The following is a 19,442-nucleotide window of genomic DNA, read 5'->3' as shown; positions in this document are numbered from 1 at the left end:
ATGCAGAGCCTCGGATTGTGTTGGTAAATAAGGATACTACTGCATATTACAAGAAATTTTGAAATGTGCAGTAGGGTTTCTATTTAAATACTGTATATTGTAAAGAAACTATATTTTTGCAGTAATGTGATTACTGCAAAAATATAGTTTTCAAGATACTGCAGTAAATTAAATTATTATTTACTGTAGTATTTTAGAAATCTTTATCTTGCAGTAATAAATCTGACAAGACAAATCAATAAAAGAAAATTAATACTGTGCCAATAGTAATATTTGTACCTGTGCAGTAAAAGACAATAATTCTTACTGCACAAGGCAAATTGTGGGATGTTTCGCAGTAAATTAGAAGGATGATATAGACGAGCTTAAGAGAACAGCAGGACAGATATGATGAATCCAAAGTTCATTATATTGGATAATTATTCTACACAATAAAAGGTGATAAGGGCTGAGAGGGTGCCTGGATGGGGACGGGGTTAGTGGTCCATTTTTAGAAAAAATATTATAATTGTCTGTATTAAAGATATTTGGGAGGAGTACAACAGGCAATGAGACTTGAAGGATTAAAGATCAATTTTCTTGGGGACAGCATTACAGAAGGGCATGGAGCTTCTTCTCCGGAGTTCTTTTTCTGGAAAAGATTTGAGAAGGATGGATGCATTTGCAGGGGATATGGCATTGGCGGAACAAGAATAGCCAATCAGCAGGTTCCCTATGATGAGAGAATGGATCAGTATTTTGCATCAAGAGTTGATGCTATGGACAACGATGCTGATGTAGTTGTGATATTTGGCGGGACTAACGACTACGGTCATGGAGATGCAGCAAAGGGTTGCATGACCGACCGCACACCGGACACTTTCTATGGGGCACTGCATGATCTGTATCAGAAAATATTGAAAAAATATCCTAAGGCAAATGTTATTGTAATGACACCTCTTCATAGAACAGATGAGAACAGAGTTTACAACGAAAGAGGAATTCGCAATTGGGGAACACTTTCGGATTATGTTGAGATAATACGCGAGGTAGCGCAGTATTACTCGCTTCCTGTAGTAGACCTATATAAAGAAAGTGGGATTCAGCCACAGGAGGATTTTTTAAGAGAAAGATATTGTCCTGACGGTCTTCATCCAAATGATGCCGGAAATGAAATAATATACAGATGCCTAAAATCAAGGCTTATGCAGCTTGGCAATTAAAACACTGTTTCCTTGAATCTTTAGCTATAGGATGTATAATTAATAGTACATAGAAACACGATATAGCGATGATTGCGAGTGCCAGGGAAGTTAATTTATATGAAGAAAAAAACTATTGGAAAGTCAACGATTCTCTTTATATTGGCAGCTGTTCTTGTCGGTATCCTGATAGTATTGAAGAAATCGGTTATATGTACGGCATCGGAGCAGAATGACCATGTGATTGATTCTTTATCAGATCTGAACGGAAAGCGGATAGGTATTCAGACCGGCACCAGTTTCGATGCAGCTGTACGTGAAAAAATGCCGGAAGCTCATTTGGAATACTACAATGGTAAAGCCGATCTATTGGCGGCTCTCATAGGTAAAAAGATTGATGCTTTTATTGTTGATGAGGCTGTGGCTCAAATATTGATACGTGAGAGCAAGTATGTTGTGTATTTGCCAGAGTATCTTGATAGTTATGATTTTGCACCAATATTTCCAAAGACTCGGGATGGAGAACAGCTAAGGGATCAATTTAATGCATTTTTGGAGCACCTTCCAGAAGAAACCCTTGAAGAGCTTTCAGTCAAGTGGTTCAGTGAAAATGAGGCAGATAAGACGATGCCGGATATTAGCAGGCTGGAAGCAAAAAAAGGTGTTCTTAAACTGGCGACAGAATCGGGATATGCACCATTTGAATATATGAGAGACGGAAAGGTGGTGGGATATGATATTGAGCTTGCCGCTATGTTTTGTGAATACAGCGGGTATGGTCTTAACATCATAGACATGAATTTTGACGGGATACTGCCAGCAATTCAGACAAGTAAATGTGATTTTGCATTAGCCGGCATCAGTATTACACCTGAACGTGCCGAAAGCGTTCTTTTCTCAAAGCCTAACTTTTCCGGGGGCACTGTTGCTATGATTCTCAAAGAAAACGCCGAGTATAACGATTCTTTTTGGGATAGTATCAGTGAAAGCTTTAATAAGACCTTTATACGAGAAAATCGCTGGCAATTATTTCAAAAAGGAATTCTGACGACTTTGCTTATTACGATATTTGCAGTACTGTTTGGAACAGCGCTTGGATTTGTGGTATTTATGTTATGCCGAAACGGTAATCCCGTGGCCAACATTGTTACACAATTTTTTATGTTGTTGATACAGGGCATGCCAATGGTAGTGCTGCTTATGATTCTTTTTTACGTAATATTTGGTTCAGTGGCCATTAATGGTGTATTAGTGGCTATAATTGGCTTTTCTCTAACATTTGGAGCTTCTGTGTTCGGCTTATTAAAGACAGGTGTAGGTGCAGTTGGGATTGGACAGTATGAGGGTGCATATGCACTAGGATATTCAGAACGTCAAACCTTCTACAAGATTATCCTGCCACAGGCAATGCCTTTTGTTCTGCCTGCATATAAGGGGGAAATTGTTAGTTTAATTAAGTCGACAGCAATAGTGGGTTACATTGCGGTGCAGGATCTTACAAAAATAGGAGACATTGTACGAGGGCGTACTTACGAAGCATTTTTTCCACTAATCTCTATTACGGTTATATATTTTGCTTTGGAAACGCTAGTTGGCTTTGGGGTTGGGAGAATAAGTGTGAATATCAATCCTAAACGCCGTAAAGAGTCAGAGATTTTGAAGGGAATCAAGCATTGATGATCAGAATAGAGCACTTGAAAAAGTCATATCAAGATGTCACTCCGCTTAAGGATGTTAGCGTTGAAATTCATGACGGGGACGTCATATCTGTTATTGGACCATCGGGAACTGGAAAAAGTACGCTGCTGCGTTGTATCAATCAATTAGAGAAACCGACCGAGGGAAGAATCTGGTTGGATGACATGGAAATCACTGATCCCAAGACTGATATTAACAAGGTTCGACAGAAGATGGGGATGGTGTTTCAGAGCTTTAATTTGTTTGATCATAAAACAGTAATAGAAAATGTAATGCTGGCACCCGTGGATCTTCTGGGCAAATCAAGGCAGCAAGCATATGATACAGGCATGGAACTGCTCAAAAAAGTAGGCCTTGGCGAAAAGGCATTAAACTATCCTGATCAGCTTTCAGGTGGCCAGAAACAGCGCGTGGCCATCGCTAGAGCTTTAGCAATGGATCCGGATGTGATCTTGCTTGATGAACCTACCAGTGCTCTTGATCCCACAATGGTGGGAGAGGTGCAATCTGCTATCAGAGATCTGGCTCAAACTGGCAAAACTATGCTTATCGTTACTCATGAGATGCATTTTGCCAAGAGCATCTGTAACCGTGTATTTTTCATGGATGAAGGAAAAATATATGAAGATGGTAGTCCTGAGCAGATATTTGATAATCCTAAAGGGGAGAATACTCGGCGATTTATACATAGACTTAAGGTGTTGGAACTTGATATTAATAGTCGTGATTATAATTTTCTCAGCGTAGTAGGCGAGATTTCAGCTTATTGCAGTAGAAATCAGATTGCTCCAAAGATGGCCAAACATATTACGCTCATGTTTGAGGAGGTTATGCGTATCCTTGTATCAGGAATGAATGATTTAAGCATCCATACGGTATGTGAATATTCAGAACAGACGGAGGTTGCTGAACTTGCATTCAGTTATAATGGACCTCGTTTTGATATGACTTCAACAGGAGATGATCTCGGACTCTCCATTTTGAAAGGGTTAACGGAAAAAATCAGTTATGAATGGCTGGAAAACAGCGATTATCCAAATCTGCTAAAGCTGACCATCGGAAGATAATGATAATTTGAATGAAATGTTTTCGATAACAGAGGGGGCTCCTATCGGAAATATCCTCACTGTAGTCTCATCATAAAAATAGAATACTCATCATTCTGAAAATCAAGATCAGGAGAGTTTTCACCGCCGCCATTGGTGCTGCGCTTAATTTCTGCGTAGAATTCTTCTCCCTGATTTACTATGTCCATAACACTTATCTGAATACCATATTCATTTGCAATATCGCAAAAGTCGGCAATGGGGTTGGGAGACTTTCTTGTAGCTAAAAGTTTGTCTTTGAGAACACTGTCTTTGCCGGCTTTTTCTAATAATGCGTCTAGTTTTTCTGTAATCTCCATAGTGCACCTCCTGCTATTATTAGAAGAGGCAAAGAACGCCTTTATGTAACGACGCCTTTGCCTGTTAAATAAATCATATCATATTTGTTGTTTTTCTCAACTGGTTTCCAATTATGAATTGCAGAAAAAAATTGAATTTTGTATAGTGGTGTATATAATCGCTCAAACCCAGATGAAACAGGGAATCACAGTAGGAGGAGTAAAGGGATAATGGTCAGAAAGTATAAAATTGGTAATCCGATAGAAACAGATTCAGTGGTAGTTTCCTTTGCCAATGAAGAAAAAGAAATTCCATATTTTGAAAGAGTTCAGGGGAAAAATGAACTGAAATATAATATGGGTGCAAAAGACCGTGTTTTCGGACTTGGTGAAACAGTCCGCGGAATAAATAAAAGAGGATATATCTACGTCAGCAATTGCTCTGATGATCCCAATCATACAGAAGACAAAAGATCTCTTTATGCCGCTCAGAATTTCTTTGTTATCTGGGGAAACGGAAAAGGCTTCGGAATGTATGTTGATACGCCTGGCAGGGTCTCTTTTGATATAGGATATACGGATAAGGACGTTTTTTCCATTGCTTTTGAGGACTTCGATGCCTATGTTTACGTGATAGAAGGCGAGAGCATCTTAAAGATCGTAAAAGAGTTCCGCGGAATAATAGGAAAGAGCTATATTCCTCCAAGGTGGGCCTTTGGATTTGGCCAGAGCAGATGGAGCTACATGAATGAAGACCAGGTAAGGGAAGTCGTTGACAAGTACGATGAGCTGGATATTCCCATCGATAGCGTGTACCTGGACATCGACTATATGGAAAGATACAAGGACTTCACTGTCAGCGATGAGAGATTTCCTGATTTTAGTGCATTTGTGAAGGAAATGGCTGATAGAAACATACATCTTGTCCCGATCATTGACGCGGGAGTGAAGATTGAAGAAGGATATGACGTCTATGAAGAAGGGGTAAAGAATAATTTCTTTTGCAAAAAAGAAAATGGAGAGAACCTTGTTGCTGCGGTTTGGCCCGGAAAAGTGCATTTCCCTGACTTCCTTAACGAGGATGCCAGAAAATGGTTTGGCGAGAAATATAAAGTTCTTTTGGACTATGGAATCGACGGCTTTTGGAATGACATGAATGAACCGGCTATTTTTTATACCGAGGACCATTTGAAAGAGGTCTTCGAGCAGATAAAAGAGCTAGAGGGGAAAAATCTGGATATAAGCTCCTTCTTTAAATTTCAGGATATAGTTGGGGGACTTGCAAACAACGAAGAGGATTACAGGAGGTTTTATCACGAATATAAAGGTAAGAGATATCGCCATGATAAAGTCCACAACTTATTTGGCTATAATATGACAAGAGCTGCAGGTGAGGCATTTGAGAGACTTTCACCAGATAAAAGAATTCTCATGTTCTCGAGGTCATCATATATAGGAATGCATCGATATGGTGGCGTATGGTGTGGCGACAACAAATCCTGGTGGAGTCATTTACTGCTTAATATCCAGCAGATGCCGGCGCTCAATATGTGTGGATTTATCTATAGTGGCGCTGATGTTGGGGGCTTTGGAGCTGATGTCACAGAAGACCTGCTTATGAGATGGGCTGAATTTGGTATTTTCACGCCTCTTTTCAGAAATCATTCCGCAGAAGGTACCAGAAGACAGGAATTCTACAGATTTACTGACAAAGAGAGCTTTAAAAACATTCTTAGGCTCAGATACGCGCTGATTCCGTACCTTTATTCAGAGTTCATGAAGGCAGTAAATAACGACGAAATGCTGTTCAGACCTGTATGTTTTGATTATCCGGATGATGAAATGGCTTACGAAGTAGAGGACCAGCTTTTTGTGGGCGAGAGCATTATGGTTGCACCTGTATATAAACAAAATGCTAACGGCAGATACGTATATCTCCCGGAAGACATGAAGCTGTGCAGATTTAGAAGCTATAACGATTATGATGTTGAGATCATATCAAAGGGGCATCACTATGTTGATGCTGCCCTCAATGAAGTGCTGGTGTTTATCAAAAAAGGTCACGCACTTCCCCTTGCAGTACCTGCAGGCAGAACAGAACAGATTGATTACAATAACATTAGTTATGAATGCTATGACTGTGACAATAGCGCATATGAGCTGTTTACAGATGACGGTATTTCCAGGTGATTATATAGGATTATATTTCAGTTTTAGTGTTTATCAAAACAGAGGAGGAAGAGGTATGAATGCAAGGGAGTATTTGGAGATTTTACATGTGGCTGAGAGGTTAAAAGACACACCTCGTCACTGCACAACAACGAAGCGCAGGACAGAGAGCGTTGCAGAGCACAGCTGGCGTATATCACTTATGGCATTTCTCTTAAGACACGAGTTTAAAGAACTGGATATTGATAAAGTTGTTGATATGTGTCTTATTCATGACCTTGGAGAGTGCTTTACCGGTGATATTCCTACATTCATTAAGACTGACGCTGACAGGGAAGTTGAGGATTCTCTTCTGGATCAGTGGGTCAAGTCTCTTCCCAAGGAATTATCGGATGATATAGCGGCTCTGTATAAAGAAATGGATGCGCAGGAGACGAAAGAAGCTAAGCTGTACAAGTCGTTGGATAAGCTTGAGGCTTTGATCCAGCATAATGAGTCTCCAATCGATACCTGGTCTGAAAACGAGTATGAGCTTAATAAGACATATGCATTTGACACGGTTTCTTTTTCAGAGTGGCTCACAGATCTTAGAAAAGCAATTCTTGATGATACGTTAGAAAAAATAGAAACTGAAGGGCAGAAAGCATGAAGAGGCCACTATTGTTGACGCACATTCTTTTACCGGAAACACTTCTGGAACAGGCAACCATGTCGAGTGTGAGTCCAAGGTCACATTCAATTCAGCTATGGCTGAAGATGAAGTGGACCACATATTTGATGCAAAATACAAGTATTGCGAACTAGAAAATGAAGATGGAAGTTATATCATAACAGTGTATGGTGATGCGCCTTTTCCAGACAACATTGAAGGACATTAAAAATATAACTTCCAGGATAATACTCTAACAGTATAAAAGGGGAGGCAATGACTTATACAGAGATATTTCAAGAAATAATTTCAATTATGAAAGAAGATTCCGCTACCTGTAAGGATTTTGGAGCAGGAGATTATCAGGTATTCCAAAGTAAGATTTCAGATGACATGGAACGTATGGAGTTCCTTCATGTTGTCCAGGAGTATCTGGCAACTTTTGGACTAGAGGGACATCTGGACTTTGTAGATGCGACGCTGGGATCAATAGGTTTTTCGGTGATGAGGCTAGGCGATGAGCTGTACGTAACAAAGGCAAATGCTGATACGGGTCTTGTTCCAGGAGATAGAATTACTGCAGTTGACGGTGAATCAATAACAGCTATTGCGCATAAAGAAAGCCAGATACTTATGGAGAAGTCTGATGAACGCCAGGGTATGATGTGGCCAACCGTACTGAAGTTTTATAAGCTTGTTACTGTCGTTCATCAGGACGGTACAAGAGAAGGAGTTTCCATTATCCATGACTCTAAAGGAAAAGACGAAGCCAAGTATTCCTTCAAAGAATATCAGGACAATACTCTTTATCTCAGGTTGAATGATTTTGCGGATCTGGATGCAATCAATCAGCTGTATACCGATTGTAAGAACGCTCTTGATAACTGTAAAAAACTCATTGTAGATGTTCGGGGAAATGGAGGAGGCGCAGATTCTGCGTTTGTGCCACTTTTGGAGTATTGTTTCCCTGAGGGAAAAGAAATTACTGATTATTACAAAGCTGAGTATCCAATTGAAGTCAATTATTCCTTGAGAAATTGCAAGGACCGAATTAAGCTTCTGAGAGATATGTTGGGTGAAAATCCACCTGAAGACATGGCGCCGATGCTTGATAAAATGGTAGTTGATAATACCGAGAACATGGGAAAAGGTTTTATAGAAAGCGAAGATGAGTTTATGGACGGAATAACCGGTAGAGCTTATCCTGAAAGGGTGTTTATCATCACTGACGAAAGATGCGCATCTTCCGGAGATGCCTTCGTCGAAGTAATGTCTTTTTCTCCTAAAGTAACAGTAGTAGGAAGACCAACCATGGGTATTACCGATTATTCAAACTGCTCTGTGGTTCGGTTTGATGACTTTGGCCTGATTTATCCTACTTCAAGGGATAAACGCATCGATGGCGGAAAGGGACTGGCTCACAAAGGTGTTCCTGTAGATAAATATATAGCGTGGTCTCCTGAGAGTATATACAAAGATGTTGAATTGGACTATTGCCTTGAGTGCAAATGAGTATCTAGGGGTGTGTTATCAATTGATTTAATTTCAGTTAAAATTGATTAAAGGAGTGAATAGGCATCATTAGCCTAAGGAGGGCGGTGCTAATGGAAAGAAAATCAATTCTGATCAAGGATACAACAAGAGAAGAGAGGGAGCAGATTGTGAAAAACTCTCTCGATTGCGGTGGCGGCTGCGAGAATTGCTCATCTTGTTGGCTTGGCGGGGGAAGTCCCTGGGATATTTATCAGGACTATATTGATGGCAAAAAGGAAATCCGCGAGATAAACATGGAATACATGGAAAAGTATCGCCAGGACAGGCAGATTCATTGAGAGGATATGTACTTATGTTAAATGCACCTGAGATAAAAGACTCTACAACTGAAGAGCGCAGAACATATATAAAAGAGAGGTTTCCATGTATTGCAGATTGCGATATGTGCGGACTTTGTAAGGTGTTCCATGGAAAAGACGCTGAGACGGCATATACAGATTACATCAATGGTAACAGGTCTTTTATAGAAGTGTCGGCTGACTATAGACTTTGTGAACAGATTTTCAAGAAGGAATTGTAAATAGGTGGATAAGAAACAGCTCTTTAAATATGCGTTTATAAAGTCAATACCAATCATGTGCAGTTATCTTTTTGTGAGTATGGCCTATGGAATCCTGATGGAAGAGTCGGGGTTTGAATGGTATTACTCACTCCTTGTCAGCCTGTCTGTATATACTGGAGCTTTTCAGTTTGTTTTGACTACGTTGCTTTCGGCGGGAGCATCAATACTTACGATAATGATAACAGCTCTTTTCATGAACAGTAGGCAGACTTTTTATAGCCTGTCGTTTGTTGATGAGTTCAGTAGTATGGGATGGAAAAAGCCGTACATGATCCATACTATGACCGATGAGACATATGCTGTGAACTGCACGTTGGAGTTGAAAGATGCAGAGAAGAAGCCGGTTATGTTCTGGGTGGCGTTCTTATCACGTTGCTATTGGATGACAGGAGCTGTTATTGGCGGAGTCCTGGGGCAGATAATTCCGTTTTCAATGGAAGGCATTGATTTCTCTATGACTGCATTGTTTGTAATCATTTTTATAGATCAGTGGGAAAAGGCAGATACTCATAAACCGGCATTGGCTGGATTGGCTGTGGGAATTATCAGCCTCTTAATATTTGGAGAGAATCAGTTTATGCTTCCGGCTCTTATCATTGTTTCAATGCTGCTAGTTTGGTATAACTCAAGAAAGCAGGTGGCAGTAGAATGATGAGATCATGGTATATTTTATTGGCAATAGTAATGTCAGCGCTAATCACCTTTGGACTTAGGGCGCTGCCATTTGTTCTTTTCAGAGGCGGACGCAGTATGCCGGAATGGATGCAGCGCCTTGGGCAGATTCTTCCATCAGCAATCATGGCTGTGCTTATCGTATACTGCTTGAAAGGGGCGAAGAGTAATCCTATCGGAATAGGAATTCCCGGGATTATTGCAGTTGCTGTTGTTGTAGCAAGTTATAAGAGGAAGCACAATACATTTATCAGCATTATAGTCGGAACTGCTGCGTATATGATTATGTTAAGATGCATGTGATAAAGTGAGCTTTTTAAATATTTCTAAATGTTTTGATTTGATAATGGAATAAGCACCTGCACCAATTGCGAAGTACATGACATGAAAATGAGAGTGGATTTTAGGCACTTCCACAAGAAAAAGTACAAGAAAGCATTTCCGGTGTTGTTGTTAAAGGATGTTCCGGACATAAAAGTAATAACCGGGTAAGAAGCGGTAAAACAAATAGCTTGGATTGATAGAAACGAAGGGCGTATAGACCATATGGTTTATACGTCTTTTTCTTTTGCCTAAAATGTAAAAAAAGATCTTGTCTTTGTTACATGATGATATTAATTGCACCTTATACATCAGAAAATGCAACTTATGCAAATCTTAAGATATGAGAAGCGTGTTTTTGATAAAGTAAAAACATCTTAAGAAAGGGAGTACAAACAAGTGAAAAGAAATATAATTGGCAGGGTGGTTAAAATCATATTAGGAGTAGTTGCTGTACTGATAGTCACAGGAACTGTTGGAATGGCCAAGCTGGTTACTGATGGCGTGTTTTATCAGAATAAAAACAATGATACTCAGGGCAACTCGGTTAAGCAGCTGGCAAAGTACGGATTTGACCTTGACGGTTTTAACGCCGGCAATCAGGGCAAAGAGATTTCTGTTACAGCAGAGGATGGCAATGTTGTTCCCGGAACCTTTTTTGATATGGACAGCGATAAGTGTGTAGTACTTGTGCACGGAGCAGGTGGCGACAGAGTAAGCACATATCCTCTTGCACAGCAGTATATCGAAAGAGGTTATAACGTAATTGCTTTTGATGACAGAGGTCATGGATTAAATCCGGATGATAAGGTAACCTTTGGGATTCATGAGCTCCGTGATATAAAGGCGCTTGTAAGGTATGCCAGAGAAGAACTTGGAAGTTCAGAGGTTATTGTTCATGGACAGTCAATGGGGGCACAGGCCACAGCAATTTATGCATCAAACGTAACACCTGGAACAGTAGAAGCAGCGGATGCAGTTATCTGTGACAGTCCTGTTCCGGGAATGGAATACATGATCAGAAGTGTGATTGCAGATGATGATCCGGAGGAAATGGAGTCATTTGTGACATCCTATCTTACAGAAGCAGGTAAGCTATATTCAAAGATTTTTTATCGCATCAACTGGAATGATGGTGATACAATCAAGGTTGTAGAAAATGATCAGCTGCCTACACTCATATTTGTTTCACAAAAGGATACAGTCTGCCTTCCTGAAAAGGTTGAGGAAGTATATGAAAATGTTGGCAGCTCAGAAAAGAGCATTGCTTATGTAAACAGTGCACATATCGAAGGAGTTATAGATGATCCGGATGGATATATGGAATATGTTGAAACTTTCCTTGTCGGTGCCGGATTGTAAAAGTAAGTATGAAGTTAAACCTGTTCGAAGACAAGAATAATACAAATGAGCATGTGGATCTGTATTTTTCAAATATGCGACCACAGATAAAACAGATAATAGATATTGTGCAGTCCGAGAGAATATCTCTTTCGGGAAGACCTGCAGATGATGACCTTGACAATGGAGAAGAGATACTGCTTGACCCCAAAGAGGTATATTACCTGGATTATGTGGACAGAAAACTTTTTATGTACACCGGGACCGGGGTCTATCGTATTATGAAAACACTGGCAGAGTGTGAGGAGCTCCTTTGGAACTATGGGTTTGTGAGAGTTTCCAAGTCTAATCTCATAAACATTTTCAGAATAAAACAGTTAAAGCCAGATCTTAATATGAAGGTTTATGCTTATTTTGATAATGGTGAGAGGATCTGTGTCAACAGAAGCTACAAGAAGGAATTTGATCAGTATCTTCAGAAAATGCGGAGAATGGTATAGTGAAAAAATATTTTAAGAATTTAGCCTTAATGATTTTTGTGTCATACACAGTGGTTTCTGTTTCTTCTGCTGTCATCAACATTATTTTTGGCGGTCAGACAAATAATTTGAATGAGCTGATGATGCTTGCCATTTGTATCATAGCCTCTGTTGTTTTATCCCTTCATGGGCTCTTTGACAGTGTAAGCCCACTGGCTATGATGGTTATCCAATATCTGTTAGCATGTGTGCTGATAGCAGTAATGCTTTTTATCGTGAGTTGCATTGACACTATAACTATACAAGGATGGTTGGATTTATATCGCTCATTTACGATTCCATATGTGATTCTTGCAGGGGTATATTACTACAGTGTGTTTGCTGATACAAAGAAAAAGGACAGCATAATTAAGGACCTACAGAAACGGGCTGGATGATTGCCGGGGCGATAGTAGTCTTTCAGAATATCCGAATGGTGTAGATATAATAGAAGGAGAAAATGGCTATGATTTACAGAAAATTTCAGGAAATCAGATTATCAGGACTTGGCTTTGGAGCTATGAGGCTGCCTGTGGTCGGAGGAGATGATGGCAACATCGACGAAAACGAGACTTTTAAGATGGTTGATAAGGCAATGGCAAACGGAATCAACTACTATGACACTGCATGGGGCTATCACAACGGCAATTCCGAGATTGTAATGGGAAAAGCACTTTCAAAGTATCCAAGGGATAAATTTTATATTTCAACAAAATTCCCGGGATATGACCTGTCCAATATGCCCATGGTAAAAGAGATATTTGAGAAGCAGCTTGAAAAGACAGGGATGGAGTACTTTGATTTCTATCTTTTCCATAATGTTTGCGAAATGAACATTGAGCAGTATCTGGATCCCAAGTATGGAATCTATGATTATCTGATGGAGCAGAAAAAGAATGGCAGAATAAAGCATCTTGGTTTTTCATGCCACGGTGAATACGCGACTCTTAAGAGATTTCTTGAAGCTTATGGTAAAGATATGGAATTCTGCCAGATTCAGCTGAACTACCTCGACTGGAAATTTCAGGATGCTAAGGCAAAGGTTGACCTTTTAAATGAGTGGAATATTCCGGTATGGGTTATGGAGCCTCTTAGGGGCGGAAAACTTTCCAGACTTGATGAACAGTCTGAGAGTGAGTTAAAGGCACTTCGTCCTGATGAAGAAATCCCTGCATGGGCATTCAGATTTTTGCAGAGCGTAAAGGGAGTGACAATGGTTCTATCGGGTATGTCAAATATGGAGCAGCTTGAGGCAAATCTTAAGACCTATGAAGAAGACAAGCCTCTTACCGAAAAAGAGATGGCTGCGCTGATGAATGTTACTGACAGACTGCAGTCAAAGAAGTCCATTCCATGTACAGCCTGCCATTACTGCGTAAGCCATTGTCCCCAGGGACTTGATATCCCATATTTTATCTCTTTATACAACGAGCATCTTCTTACAACACAGGATGGTGGGATGGGATTCATTGCTCCCATGGCTCTTGCCGCTATACCTGAAGAGAAGCGACCGGTTTCATGTTTGCACTGTCACAGCTGCGAGCAGGTATGTCCTCAGACTATCAAGATTTCAGATATGATGTCTGATTTTGTGGAAAAAATAGGCTGATAGTTTCGGAGGTCATTTATGAGATACAGAGAAAATAAAAGAACCAGGGATAAGGTCAGTGAAATAGGCTTTGGCTCAGCTTATATATTTGAGGCAGGCACAAGTGCGGCAGTTGAAACTCTTCGTCATGCCTATGAGGGCGGCATAAACTATTTTGATATGGCTGCCGGAGACGGAAGCGCTTTTCCGATGTATGGAGAAGCATTCTCTGATGTAAGGAGCAATATCTTTTACCAGATCCACTTTGGAGCAGATTATTCAAGGGGAACCTATGGGTGGTCGCTCAACTTGGAAACCGTAAAAAGATCCCTTGATAAGCAGCTTAATGATCTAAAGACCGATTATATAGATTATGGTTTTATCCATTGTCAGGATGAGAAAGCTGATTGGGAAACATACCAGGAGAATGGCATTTATGAATATATCCTCAAGATGAAGGATGAGGGAGTTGTAAAACATATAGGACTGTCATCCCACACTCCGTCTGTTATCCACAGGATTATGGATGACGTAGAGATAGATATGCTTATGTTTGCTATTAATCCTGCCTATGACTATGGACACGGCGATTACGCCCACGGAGAGATAGACGAAAGAGCAGAGGTTTATAAGCGCTGTGAAAAGGACGGCGTGGGAATAACAGTAATGAAACCATTTTCAGGTGGACAATTGCTTGATGCCAAACAGTCTCCATTTGGTAAAGCGCTTACTCCTTTTCAGTGCATCAGATATTGTCTTGATAAACCTGGAGTACTCGCTGTTCTTCCAGGAGCTCAAAGTGTTTCAGAAGTAGATGAGCTCTTATCTTACTATGATCGAACTGAGGAAGAGCTTGATTATTCTGTAATCAGTTCATTTGCTCCACCACAGGCAAACGGAAAGTGCGTATACTGCAACCATTGCAAGCCTTGTCCTGTAGGTATAGATATAGGGCTTGTGAATAAGTATTATGACCTTGCAAAGGTAGGCGATTCTTTAGCAATCGAGCATTACAAGACCCTTGAAAAGAACGCTTCAGACTGCATTTCATGTGGTCACTGTGACAGCAGATGCCCATTTGGAGTAAAGCAGAGCCTGAGAATGCAGGAAATTGATGAGTATATGGATCAATTATTGTAGAATCTGGTGTATTATTATATGAACGAGCATCCTGCCGTGGCAAAAGAATATGAAACCTTGAAGCTCCGGCTTTGGAAACAATATGAGCATGACCGGGATGCATATACAGATGCGAAGACGGATTTCATCTCCAAATGGACGGCAGAAGCACGAAAGGAATATGGAGACCGATACTGACATATTTAATCTTGACGAGGAAAAATGATTATACTGATTACTGGTGCATCTCACACTGGAAAAACGCTTCTGGCACAAAAGATGCTCGAAAAATACAAATATCCGTATCTGTCGATCGATCACCTGAAAATGGGTCTGATCCGCAGCGGTAATACAGAATTGACGCCGGAGGATGATGAGGCTCTGACCGTGTATCTGTGGCCAATCATACGAGAGATCGTGAAGACGGCGATCGAAAATAAACAGAACCTCATTATTGAAGGCTGCTATATTCCATTTGATTGGAGACGGGGTTTTGATGAGCGATATTTATCGTCTATTCGCTTCATCTGCCTCGCTATGAGCGAGAACTATATTGAGAACCATTTTGGCGAGATTATTGGATATGAGTCGGAAATCGAAGCCAGGATGATTGATGCAGACTGTACGAAAGATAGTCTGAAGGAAGACAACAAAAGCATCATCGAGGGCTTTCAACATGCTGGGGAGCAGATTATGTTGATCGATTCCAGTTATGAGCAAACAATAAAAGCACTCTTGACCTGAAATCGGGACTTATGGGAGGAAATAGAAAGAATCAAAGCACAGACGGATGATGGTTCGATTGGTTTCTATCGCAAATGCGGATTTTCTGAAGAGAAAACTGTGATTGAGTATTCTGACGGGTCAGATGTTCGATATAACTGCGTTCTGTATAAATAGAAAAAATTCTGTTTCCCGATTCGTCAGACTGCAGGGAGGAACCATGGTTTATTACAATGATAACGAACTGATGATACGCAATATGGAAGAAGCAGATGCCCGAATTTTTACCGATGAAGAAATCGCGCAGGGTTGGCATACGGATATCTCCAAATACTTGGCAAGACTCCAGGATCAGTCTGCGGGAAAATGTGTTTCACTGACTGCCGTATATAAAGGACTTCCTGCCGGATATGTGAATGTCTACTTAACAGGGCTGGGCGGTGCATTCAGTGGAAAAGGGCTCCCAGAGATCGTTGATTTTGGCGTATTGGGAAAATACCAGAGAAAGGGAATCGGCAGCAAACTGATGGATGTTGCTGAAGAGATTGCAGGGCAATATGCCGACACGGTATGGCTTGGCGTCGGACTTCACAGCGGGTATGGAAGTGCCCAGCGAATGTATGCCAAACGAGGCTATATCCCAGATGGGACGGGTGTCTGGTATAGGGATAAACCTTGTGCGCAATACGAAACGGAAATTGCAAACGATGATGATCTCGTGCTTTTTCTTTCTAAGAAATTAGAATGGAAAGGCGAAAACTAAGCGAACAAATCGGAATTTGGAGGAAGCAATGCTCGACAGAACCATTCCATTCTGCAATACGATTATGAAATGCTCTGATTATGAATACAGGAATGTAGAATTGCCGGATGTTTTTTCTATCATTTCATATCAGTCCGGGCATGAAAAAGAATGGGCAAAACTGGAATATGCTATTGGCGACTTTGATTCAGTAATGGAAGCGGAGAGATATTTCGTCAAAACATATCTGCAGATTCCCGAACTGCTCCCAAACATACTTTTTGCACTAAACAAAGATGGTGATGTTGTGGGCTCCTGCATCGCATGGCAGGATATGCGTGGAATAAACAGTGTTTCGTCCCTGCATTGGCTCGTGGTTGATGATCTGCACCAGAAAAAAGGCCTTGGGAGAGCCCTTTGCACTGCTGTTATGAACATTTATGTAAAGCACAAGGGCCTTCCTGTCTACATTCACACACAGCCCTGGAGCTGGAAAGCCATCCTTTTGTACCTTTCGCTTGGATTCAGGCTCCAAAAGACGGACACATTTTCACACTATGAAAACGAGTATGATAAAGCCATGGCTGAACTCAAGAAAATTGTTTCAAATGAACAATATGAGCTACTACTTCAGTTATCCGAGGACTGAACAAATTCGAATTTATCGAGATGAACGGTGGAACGTTATCTCGGAAGTTAAAACTCCGATGCAAGGAGAATCCGCAGATATAATGACTGCCAGTTGCCCATCCGATATAATGGGTGGCCAACCAAAAATATTATGGAGGTAATAGTCATGAACAAGTATGTTTCGCTGGATAAGCGAAGTAAGAAAGCACAGCGCGAGTATCACGCAAAGCAGAGACGCACCTGGAGTGAACTTAATCCAGTGACAAGGAGCGTACCAAGCGTAAAGACTTACAATCGAAAGAAGGAAAAGCAGAGGATCGGCAAAGAATTCAGAAATGGATTTGATGCCGATCTTTTTTTGCAGAATTATATATATTTACTTGACTATGACGTTACGTAATAGTTTATGATGTAATCACACGTGAAGGAGATGATAGCCATGAAGACAGTAAATGAAGTGAGTAAGCTGACAGGAGTGAGTATACGCACGCTGCAGTATTACGATAAGATAGGACTCTTAAAACCGGCGGAGTATACCGAGTCCGGATATAGGCTGTATGACGATGCGGCGCTGGAGAGACTTCAGCAGATTTTACTGTTTCGTGAGCTTGAGTTTCCGCTTAAGGATATCAAGGATATCGTAACCAGATCTGATTTTGACAAGAGATTGGCACTTGACCAGCAGATAGAACTTCTAGAATTAAAGAAGGAACACATCGAAAATCTGATCAGTATGTGCCGTGGATTAAAACTGAGAGGAGTGAGACATTTGGATTTTGCAGCATTTGATTCAAGCAAATTAGACGAATACGCTAAGCGTGCAAAAGAACGGTGGGGTAATACTCCAGAATATAAGGAATTTGTAGAGAAGGACCAAAAGCGTTCAAAGAGCGAGGAAGAAAGTATGATGGCCAATTTCATGAAAATCTTTGAAGAGTTTGGATGTATGAAGGATCAGGATCCTGCTTCTGCAGAAGTACAGAATCAGGTAAGGAAGCTGCAGAGTTTTATTACCGAGCATTTTTATAAGTGTTCTAATGAAATTCTTTCCGGACTTGGTAAGATGTATGCCGGTGGCGGAGAATTCACCGAAAATATTGATAAGATGGGCGGAAAAGGAACTGCTGAATTTACCCACCGTGCGATACAGATCTACTGTGGATGATGCGGTTATGCACTGAAACAGATAAGGATATTTATTGACGAAATTGGCTCATGAACTGAACATTCCTGTATTCTGGAAAGTTATGAATTAATGAATATGCCCATGTAATTGCCACGTAGTTGTTTATAGCGGCTAGGTGGCTTTTTCATATCATAAAATAGTTGACAAATACAACTAATGATTTTATCATTTAAATCCATAGGAGGGCATTCGATGGATAAGGTAAAACTATTTCGAGAAAGTACCAGAGAATTAGAACGTAATCTTGAGAAGCTAAACAGTTCTGATTGCTGTCAATGTAACGTCAATACATCTCAATGCTTTCTGGTTGTTGAGATAGGCAGAAAACCTGGAATATGTGTAAAGGAACTTGCTGAACTTCTTAAGATGGATAAAAGTGCTGTAAGCAGATCTGTAGAAGAACTTGTTCAAAAAGGATATGTTTTGCGAGAACCTTCAACAAGGGATCGCAGGTGCGTAGTGCTTAATCTGACTGATGAAGGAATGGCAAGATTCAATACAATAGAAAAAGATATGAATATGAAGTTTAAGAGAGTTTTTTCTATGATTCCAAAGGAAAAACAGAGTCAGGTTTTAGAGGCATTAAATATCTATAATGATGCGATAAAAAAATCGGAGGTGGAATGCTGTGATTAGAGAAATGAGAGATGAAGACTGGGGGACAGTAGCAGAGATTTACAAGCAGGGATTAGAAGAGGGAACATCAACTTTTAATACAGAGTGTCCTAGTTTTACTGAGTGGAATGAAGGCCACATAAAGAATTGCAGGTTTGTTTTTGAGGAAGAAGGAAAGGTTGTAGGCTGGATAGCGCTAAGTCCTTCTTCAAGTAGGTGCGCATATAAAGGCTGCGTTGAAATGAGTGTATATGTTGATAGAAACTATAGAGGTCATGGGATAGGAACAGCTTTGGTAAATACGATTATCCGAGAAGCTGAGAAAGATGGATATTGGAGCATATATTCTGCAATATTTTCAATTAATAAAGCAAGTATAGCTTTACACAAAAAATGTGGTTTCAGGGAAATTGGCTATAGGGAAAGAATAGCTAAAGATCGATTTGGAAAATGGCAGAACACAACTCTTATGGAGTACAGAGCTTCATAATTAGTTTACAGGAGAAGCTACATATGACTATTGAAGAAAAAGCAAACAGGATTATTGAAGATATACGTAAAGAAAAAGGCATTAATCCTATCAATATGTTTAAGACAATGGCAAAAAAAGAGTATATAAGCATACATGGGCCAGAGCATCATATATTAGATGGGGCATGTCTTTTAATGGCTTATCATAATGCTGGCGGTAAAATAGATATAGACTATGCCTTGGAGAAGCTTTTGAAAGAAGGACTTCGGATGCCGGGAGCAATGTGCGGACTGTGGGGAATATGAGAAGCAACACTGT

Annotated in this window: 24 protein-coding genes and 1 pseudogene; 24 read left to right on the top strand and 1 reads right to left on the bottom strand. The window is 40.4% G+C overall.

Going from position 1 to position 19,442, the window contains the following annotated elements:
• Window positions 1-548: 548 nt before the first annotated feature.
• From E7303_RS16370 to E7303_RS16360, 3 genes and pseudogenes are all read left to right on the top strand, one after another.
• On the top strand, window positions 549-1,202 hold the full coding sequence (locus E7303_RS16370; protein WP_292146489.1) for an SGNH/GDSL hydrolase family protein: 654 nt from the start codon (window positions 549-551) through the stop codon (window positions 1,200-1,202).
• A gap of 99 nt (window positions 1,203-1,301) precedes the next feature.
• Complete coding sequence (locus E7303_RS16365) at window positions 1,302-2,858, top strand: ABC transporter substrate-binding protein/permease (protein WP_292146487.1); 1,557 nt, start codon at window positions 1,302-1,304, stop codon at window positions 2,856-2,858.
• Window positions 2,858-3,574: pseudogene (locus E7303_RS16360) on the top strand (amino acid ABC transporter ATP-binding protein); the annotation flags it as partial. The gene E7303_RS16365 and the pseudogene E7303_RS16360, both read left to right, overlap by 1 nt.
• Window positions 3,575-4,002: 428 nt before the next feature.
• On the opposite strand, the gene E7303_RS16355 reads toward E7303_RS16360, so the two are convergent.
• Window positions 4,003-4,284, bottom strand: a complete 282-nt coding sequence (locus tag E7303_RS16355; RefSeq protein WP_292146484.1) for a hypothetical protein — start codon at window positions 4,282-4,284, stop codon at window positions 4,003-4,005.
• A gap of 210 nt (window positions 4,285-4,494) precedes the next feature.
• Between E7303_RS16355 and E7303_RS16350 the strand changes: the two genes are divergently transcribed.
• The 21 genes from E7303_RS16350 (at window position 4,495) to E7303_RS16250 (ending at window position 19,429) form a co-directional block, all read left to right on the top strand.
• Window positions 4,495-6,453, top strand: coding sequence for a glycoside hydrolase family 31 protein (locus E7303_RS16350; protein WP_292146483.1), 1,959 nt, complete (start codon window positions 4,495-4,497; stop codon window positions 6,451-6,453).
• Window positions 6,454-6,508: 55 nt separating this feature from the next.
• Window positions 6,509-7,081, top strand: a complete 573-nt coding sequence (locus E7303_RS16345; RefSeq protein WP_292146482.1) for an HD domain-containing protein — start codon at window positions 6,509-6,511, stop codon at window positions 7,079-7,081.
• 276 nt (window positions 7,082-7,357) lie between these two features.
• Window positions 7,358-8,593 (top strand): S41 family peptidase, encoded by a 1,236-nt coding sequence (locus E7303_RS16340; RefSeq protein ID WP_292146481.1) that lies wholly within the window; start codon window positions 7,358-7,360, stop codon window positions 8,591-8,593.
• Between the two features lie 92 nt (window positions 8,594-8,685).
• Window positions 8,686-8,913 (top strand): hypothetical protein, encoded by a 228-nt coding sequence (locus E7303_RS16335; RefSeq protein ID WP_022763541.1) that lies wholly within the window; start codon window positions 8,686-8,688, stop codon window positions 8,911-8,913.
• Between the two features lie 14 nt (window positions 8,914-8,927).
• Window positions 8,928-9,155, top strand: a complete 228-nt coding sequence (locus E7303_RS16330; protein ID WP_292146478.1) for a hypothetical protein — start codon at window positions 8,928-8,930, stop codon at window positions 9,153-9,155.
• Between the two features lie 4 nt (window positions 9,156-9,159).
• Window positions 9,160-9,849, top strand: coding sequence for an AzlC family ABC transporter permease (locus E7303_RS16325; RefSeq protein ID WP_292146477.1), 690 nt, complete (start codon window positions 9,160-9,162; stop codon window positions 9,847-9,849).
• Window positions 9,846-10,172: a branched-chain amino acid transporter permease gene (locus E7303_RS16320; protein ID WP_330601712.1), complete on the top strand. Its 327-nt coding sequence runs from the start codon at window positions 9,846-9,848 to the stop codon at window positions 10,170-10,172. The genes E7303_RS16325 and E7303_RS16320 overlap by 4 nt, the downstream gene beginning before the upstream one ends.
• Before the next feature lie 417 nt (window positions 10,173-10,589).
• Complete coding sequence (locus E7303_RS16315; RefSeq protein WP_292146475.1) at window positions 10,590-11,552, top strand: alpha/beta hydrolase; 963 nt, start codon at window positions 10,590-10,592, stop codon at window positions 11,550-11,552.
• 8 nt (window positions 11,553-11,560) lie between these two features.
• Window positions 11,561-12,031 carry a LytTR family DNA-binding domain-containing protein gene (locus E7303_RS16310; RefSeq protein ID WP_292146474.1) on the top strand — a complete coding sequence of 157 codons (471 nt, stop codon included), beginning with the start codon at window positions 11,561-11,563 and terminating at the stop codon, window positions 12,029-12,031.
• Window positions 12,031-12,447: a DUF6608 family protein gene (locus E7303_RS16305; protein WP_292146472.1), complete on the top strand. Its 417-nt coding sequence runs from the start codon at window positions 12,031-12,033 to the stop codon at window positions 12,445-12,447. Before E7303_RS16310 ends, E7303_RS16305 begins: the two co-directional genes overlap by 1 nt.
• A gap of 68 nt (window positions 12,448-12,515) precedes the next feature.
• Window positions 12,516-13,658 carry an aldo/keto reductase gene (locus E7303_RS16300; RefSeq protein ID WP_292146470.1) on the top strand — a complete coding sequence of 381 codons (1,143 nt, stop codon included), beginning with the start codon at window positions 12,516-12,518 and terminating at the stop codon, window positions 13,656-13,658.
• An 18-nt stretch (window positions 13,659-13,676) separates the two neighbouring features.
• Complete coding sequence (locus E7303_RS16295; RefSeq protein WP_292146469.1) at window positions 13,677-14,777, top strand: aldo/keto reductase; 1,101 nt, start codon at window positions 13,677-13,679, stop codon at window positions 14,775-14,777.
• 18 nt (window positions 14,778-14,795) lie between these two features.
• On the top strand, window positions 14,796-14,954 hold the full coding sequence (locus E7303_RS18120) for a GrpB family protein (protein ID WP_334298586.1): 159 nt from the start codon (window positions 14,796-14,798) through the stop codon (window positions 14,952-14,954).
• 24 nt (window positions 14,955-14,978) lie between these two features.
• Window positions 14,979-15,500 (top strand): adenylate kinase, encoded by a 522-nt coding sequence (locus E7303_RS16285; RefSeq protein WP_292146468.1) that lies wholly within the window; start codon window positions 14,979-14,981, stop codon window positions 15,498-15,500.
• Window positions 15,501-15,699: 199 nt separating this feature from the next.
• The gene (locus E7303_RS16280; protein WP_292146467.1) at window positions 15,700-16,242 is read left to right on the top strand and encodes a GNAT family N-acetyltransferase; all 543 of its coding nucleotides are present in this window, start codon (window positions 15,700-15,702) and stop codon (window positions 16,240-16,242) included.
• Window positions 16,243-16,270: 28 nt separating this feature from the next.
• Window positions 16,271-16,870 (top strand): GNAT family N-acetyltransferase, encoded by a 600-nt coding sequence (locus E7303_RS16275; protein ID WP_292146466.1) that lies wholly within the window; start codon window positions 16,271-16,273, stop codon window positions 16,868-16,870.
• A 147-nt stretch (window positions 16,871-17,017) separates the two neighbouring features.
• Complete coding sequence (locus tag E7303_RS16270) at window positions 17,018-17,251, top strand: hypothetical protein (RefSeq protein ID WP_292146465.1); 234 nt, start codon at window positions 17,018-17,020, stop codon at window positions 17,249-17,251.
• Window positions 17,252-17,290: 39 nt separating this feature from the next.
• The gene (locus E7303_RS16265; protein WP_292146464.1) at window positions 17,291-18,016 is read left to right on the top strand and encodes a MerR family transcriptional regulator; all 726 of its coding nucleotides are present in this window, start codon (window positions 17,291-17,293) and stop codon (window positions 18,014-18,016) included.
• A gap of 213 nt (window positions 18,017-18,229) precedes the next feature.
• Window positions 18,230-18,673 carry a MarR family winged helix-turn-helix transcriptional regulator gene (locus E7303_RS16260; protein WP_072700521.1) on the top strand — a complete coding sequence of 148 codons (444 nt, stop codon included), beginning with the start codon at window positions 18,230-18,232 and terminating at the stop codon, window positions 18,671-18,673.
• A gap of 4 nt (window positions 18,674-18,677) precedes the next feature.
• On the top strand, window positions 18,678-19,142 hold the full coding sequence (locus E7303_RS16255; protein WP_292146463.1) for a GNAT family N-acetyltransferase: 465 nt from the start codon (window positions 18,678-18,680) through the stop codon (window positions 19,140-19,142).
• Window positions 19,143-19,165: 23 nt separating this feature from the next.
• Complete coding sequence (locus E7303_RS16250; RefSeq protein WP_292146462.1) at window positions 19,166-19,429, top strand: DUF5714 domain-containing protein; 264 nt, start codon at window positions 19,166-19,168, stop codon at window positions 19,427-19,429.
• The last annotated feature ends 13 nt before the right edge of the window (window positions 19,430-19,442 follow it).

Origin of the sequence: Butyrivibrio sp. (assembly GCF_015056685.1) — a bacterium.
Taxonomy (GTDB): domain Bacteria; phylum Bacillota; class Clostridia; order Lachnospirales; family Lachnospiraceae; genus Butyrivibrio.
This window is presented reverse-complemented; position numbering and strand designations above follow the sequence as displayed.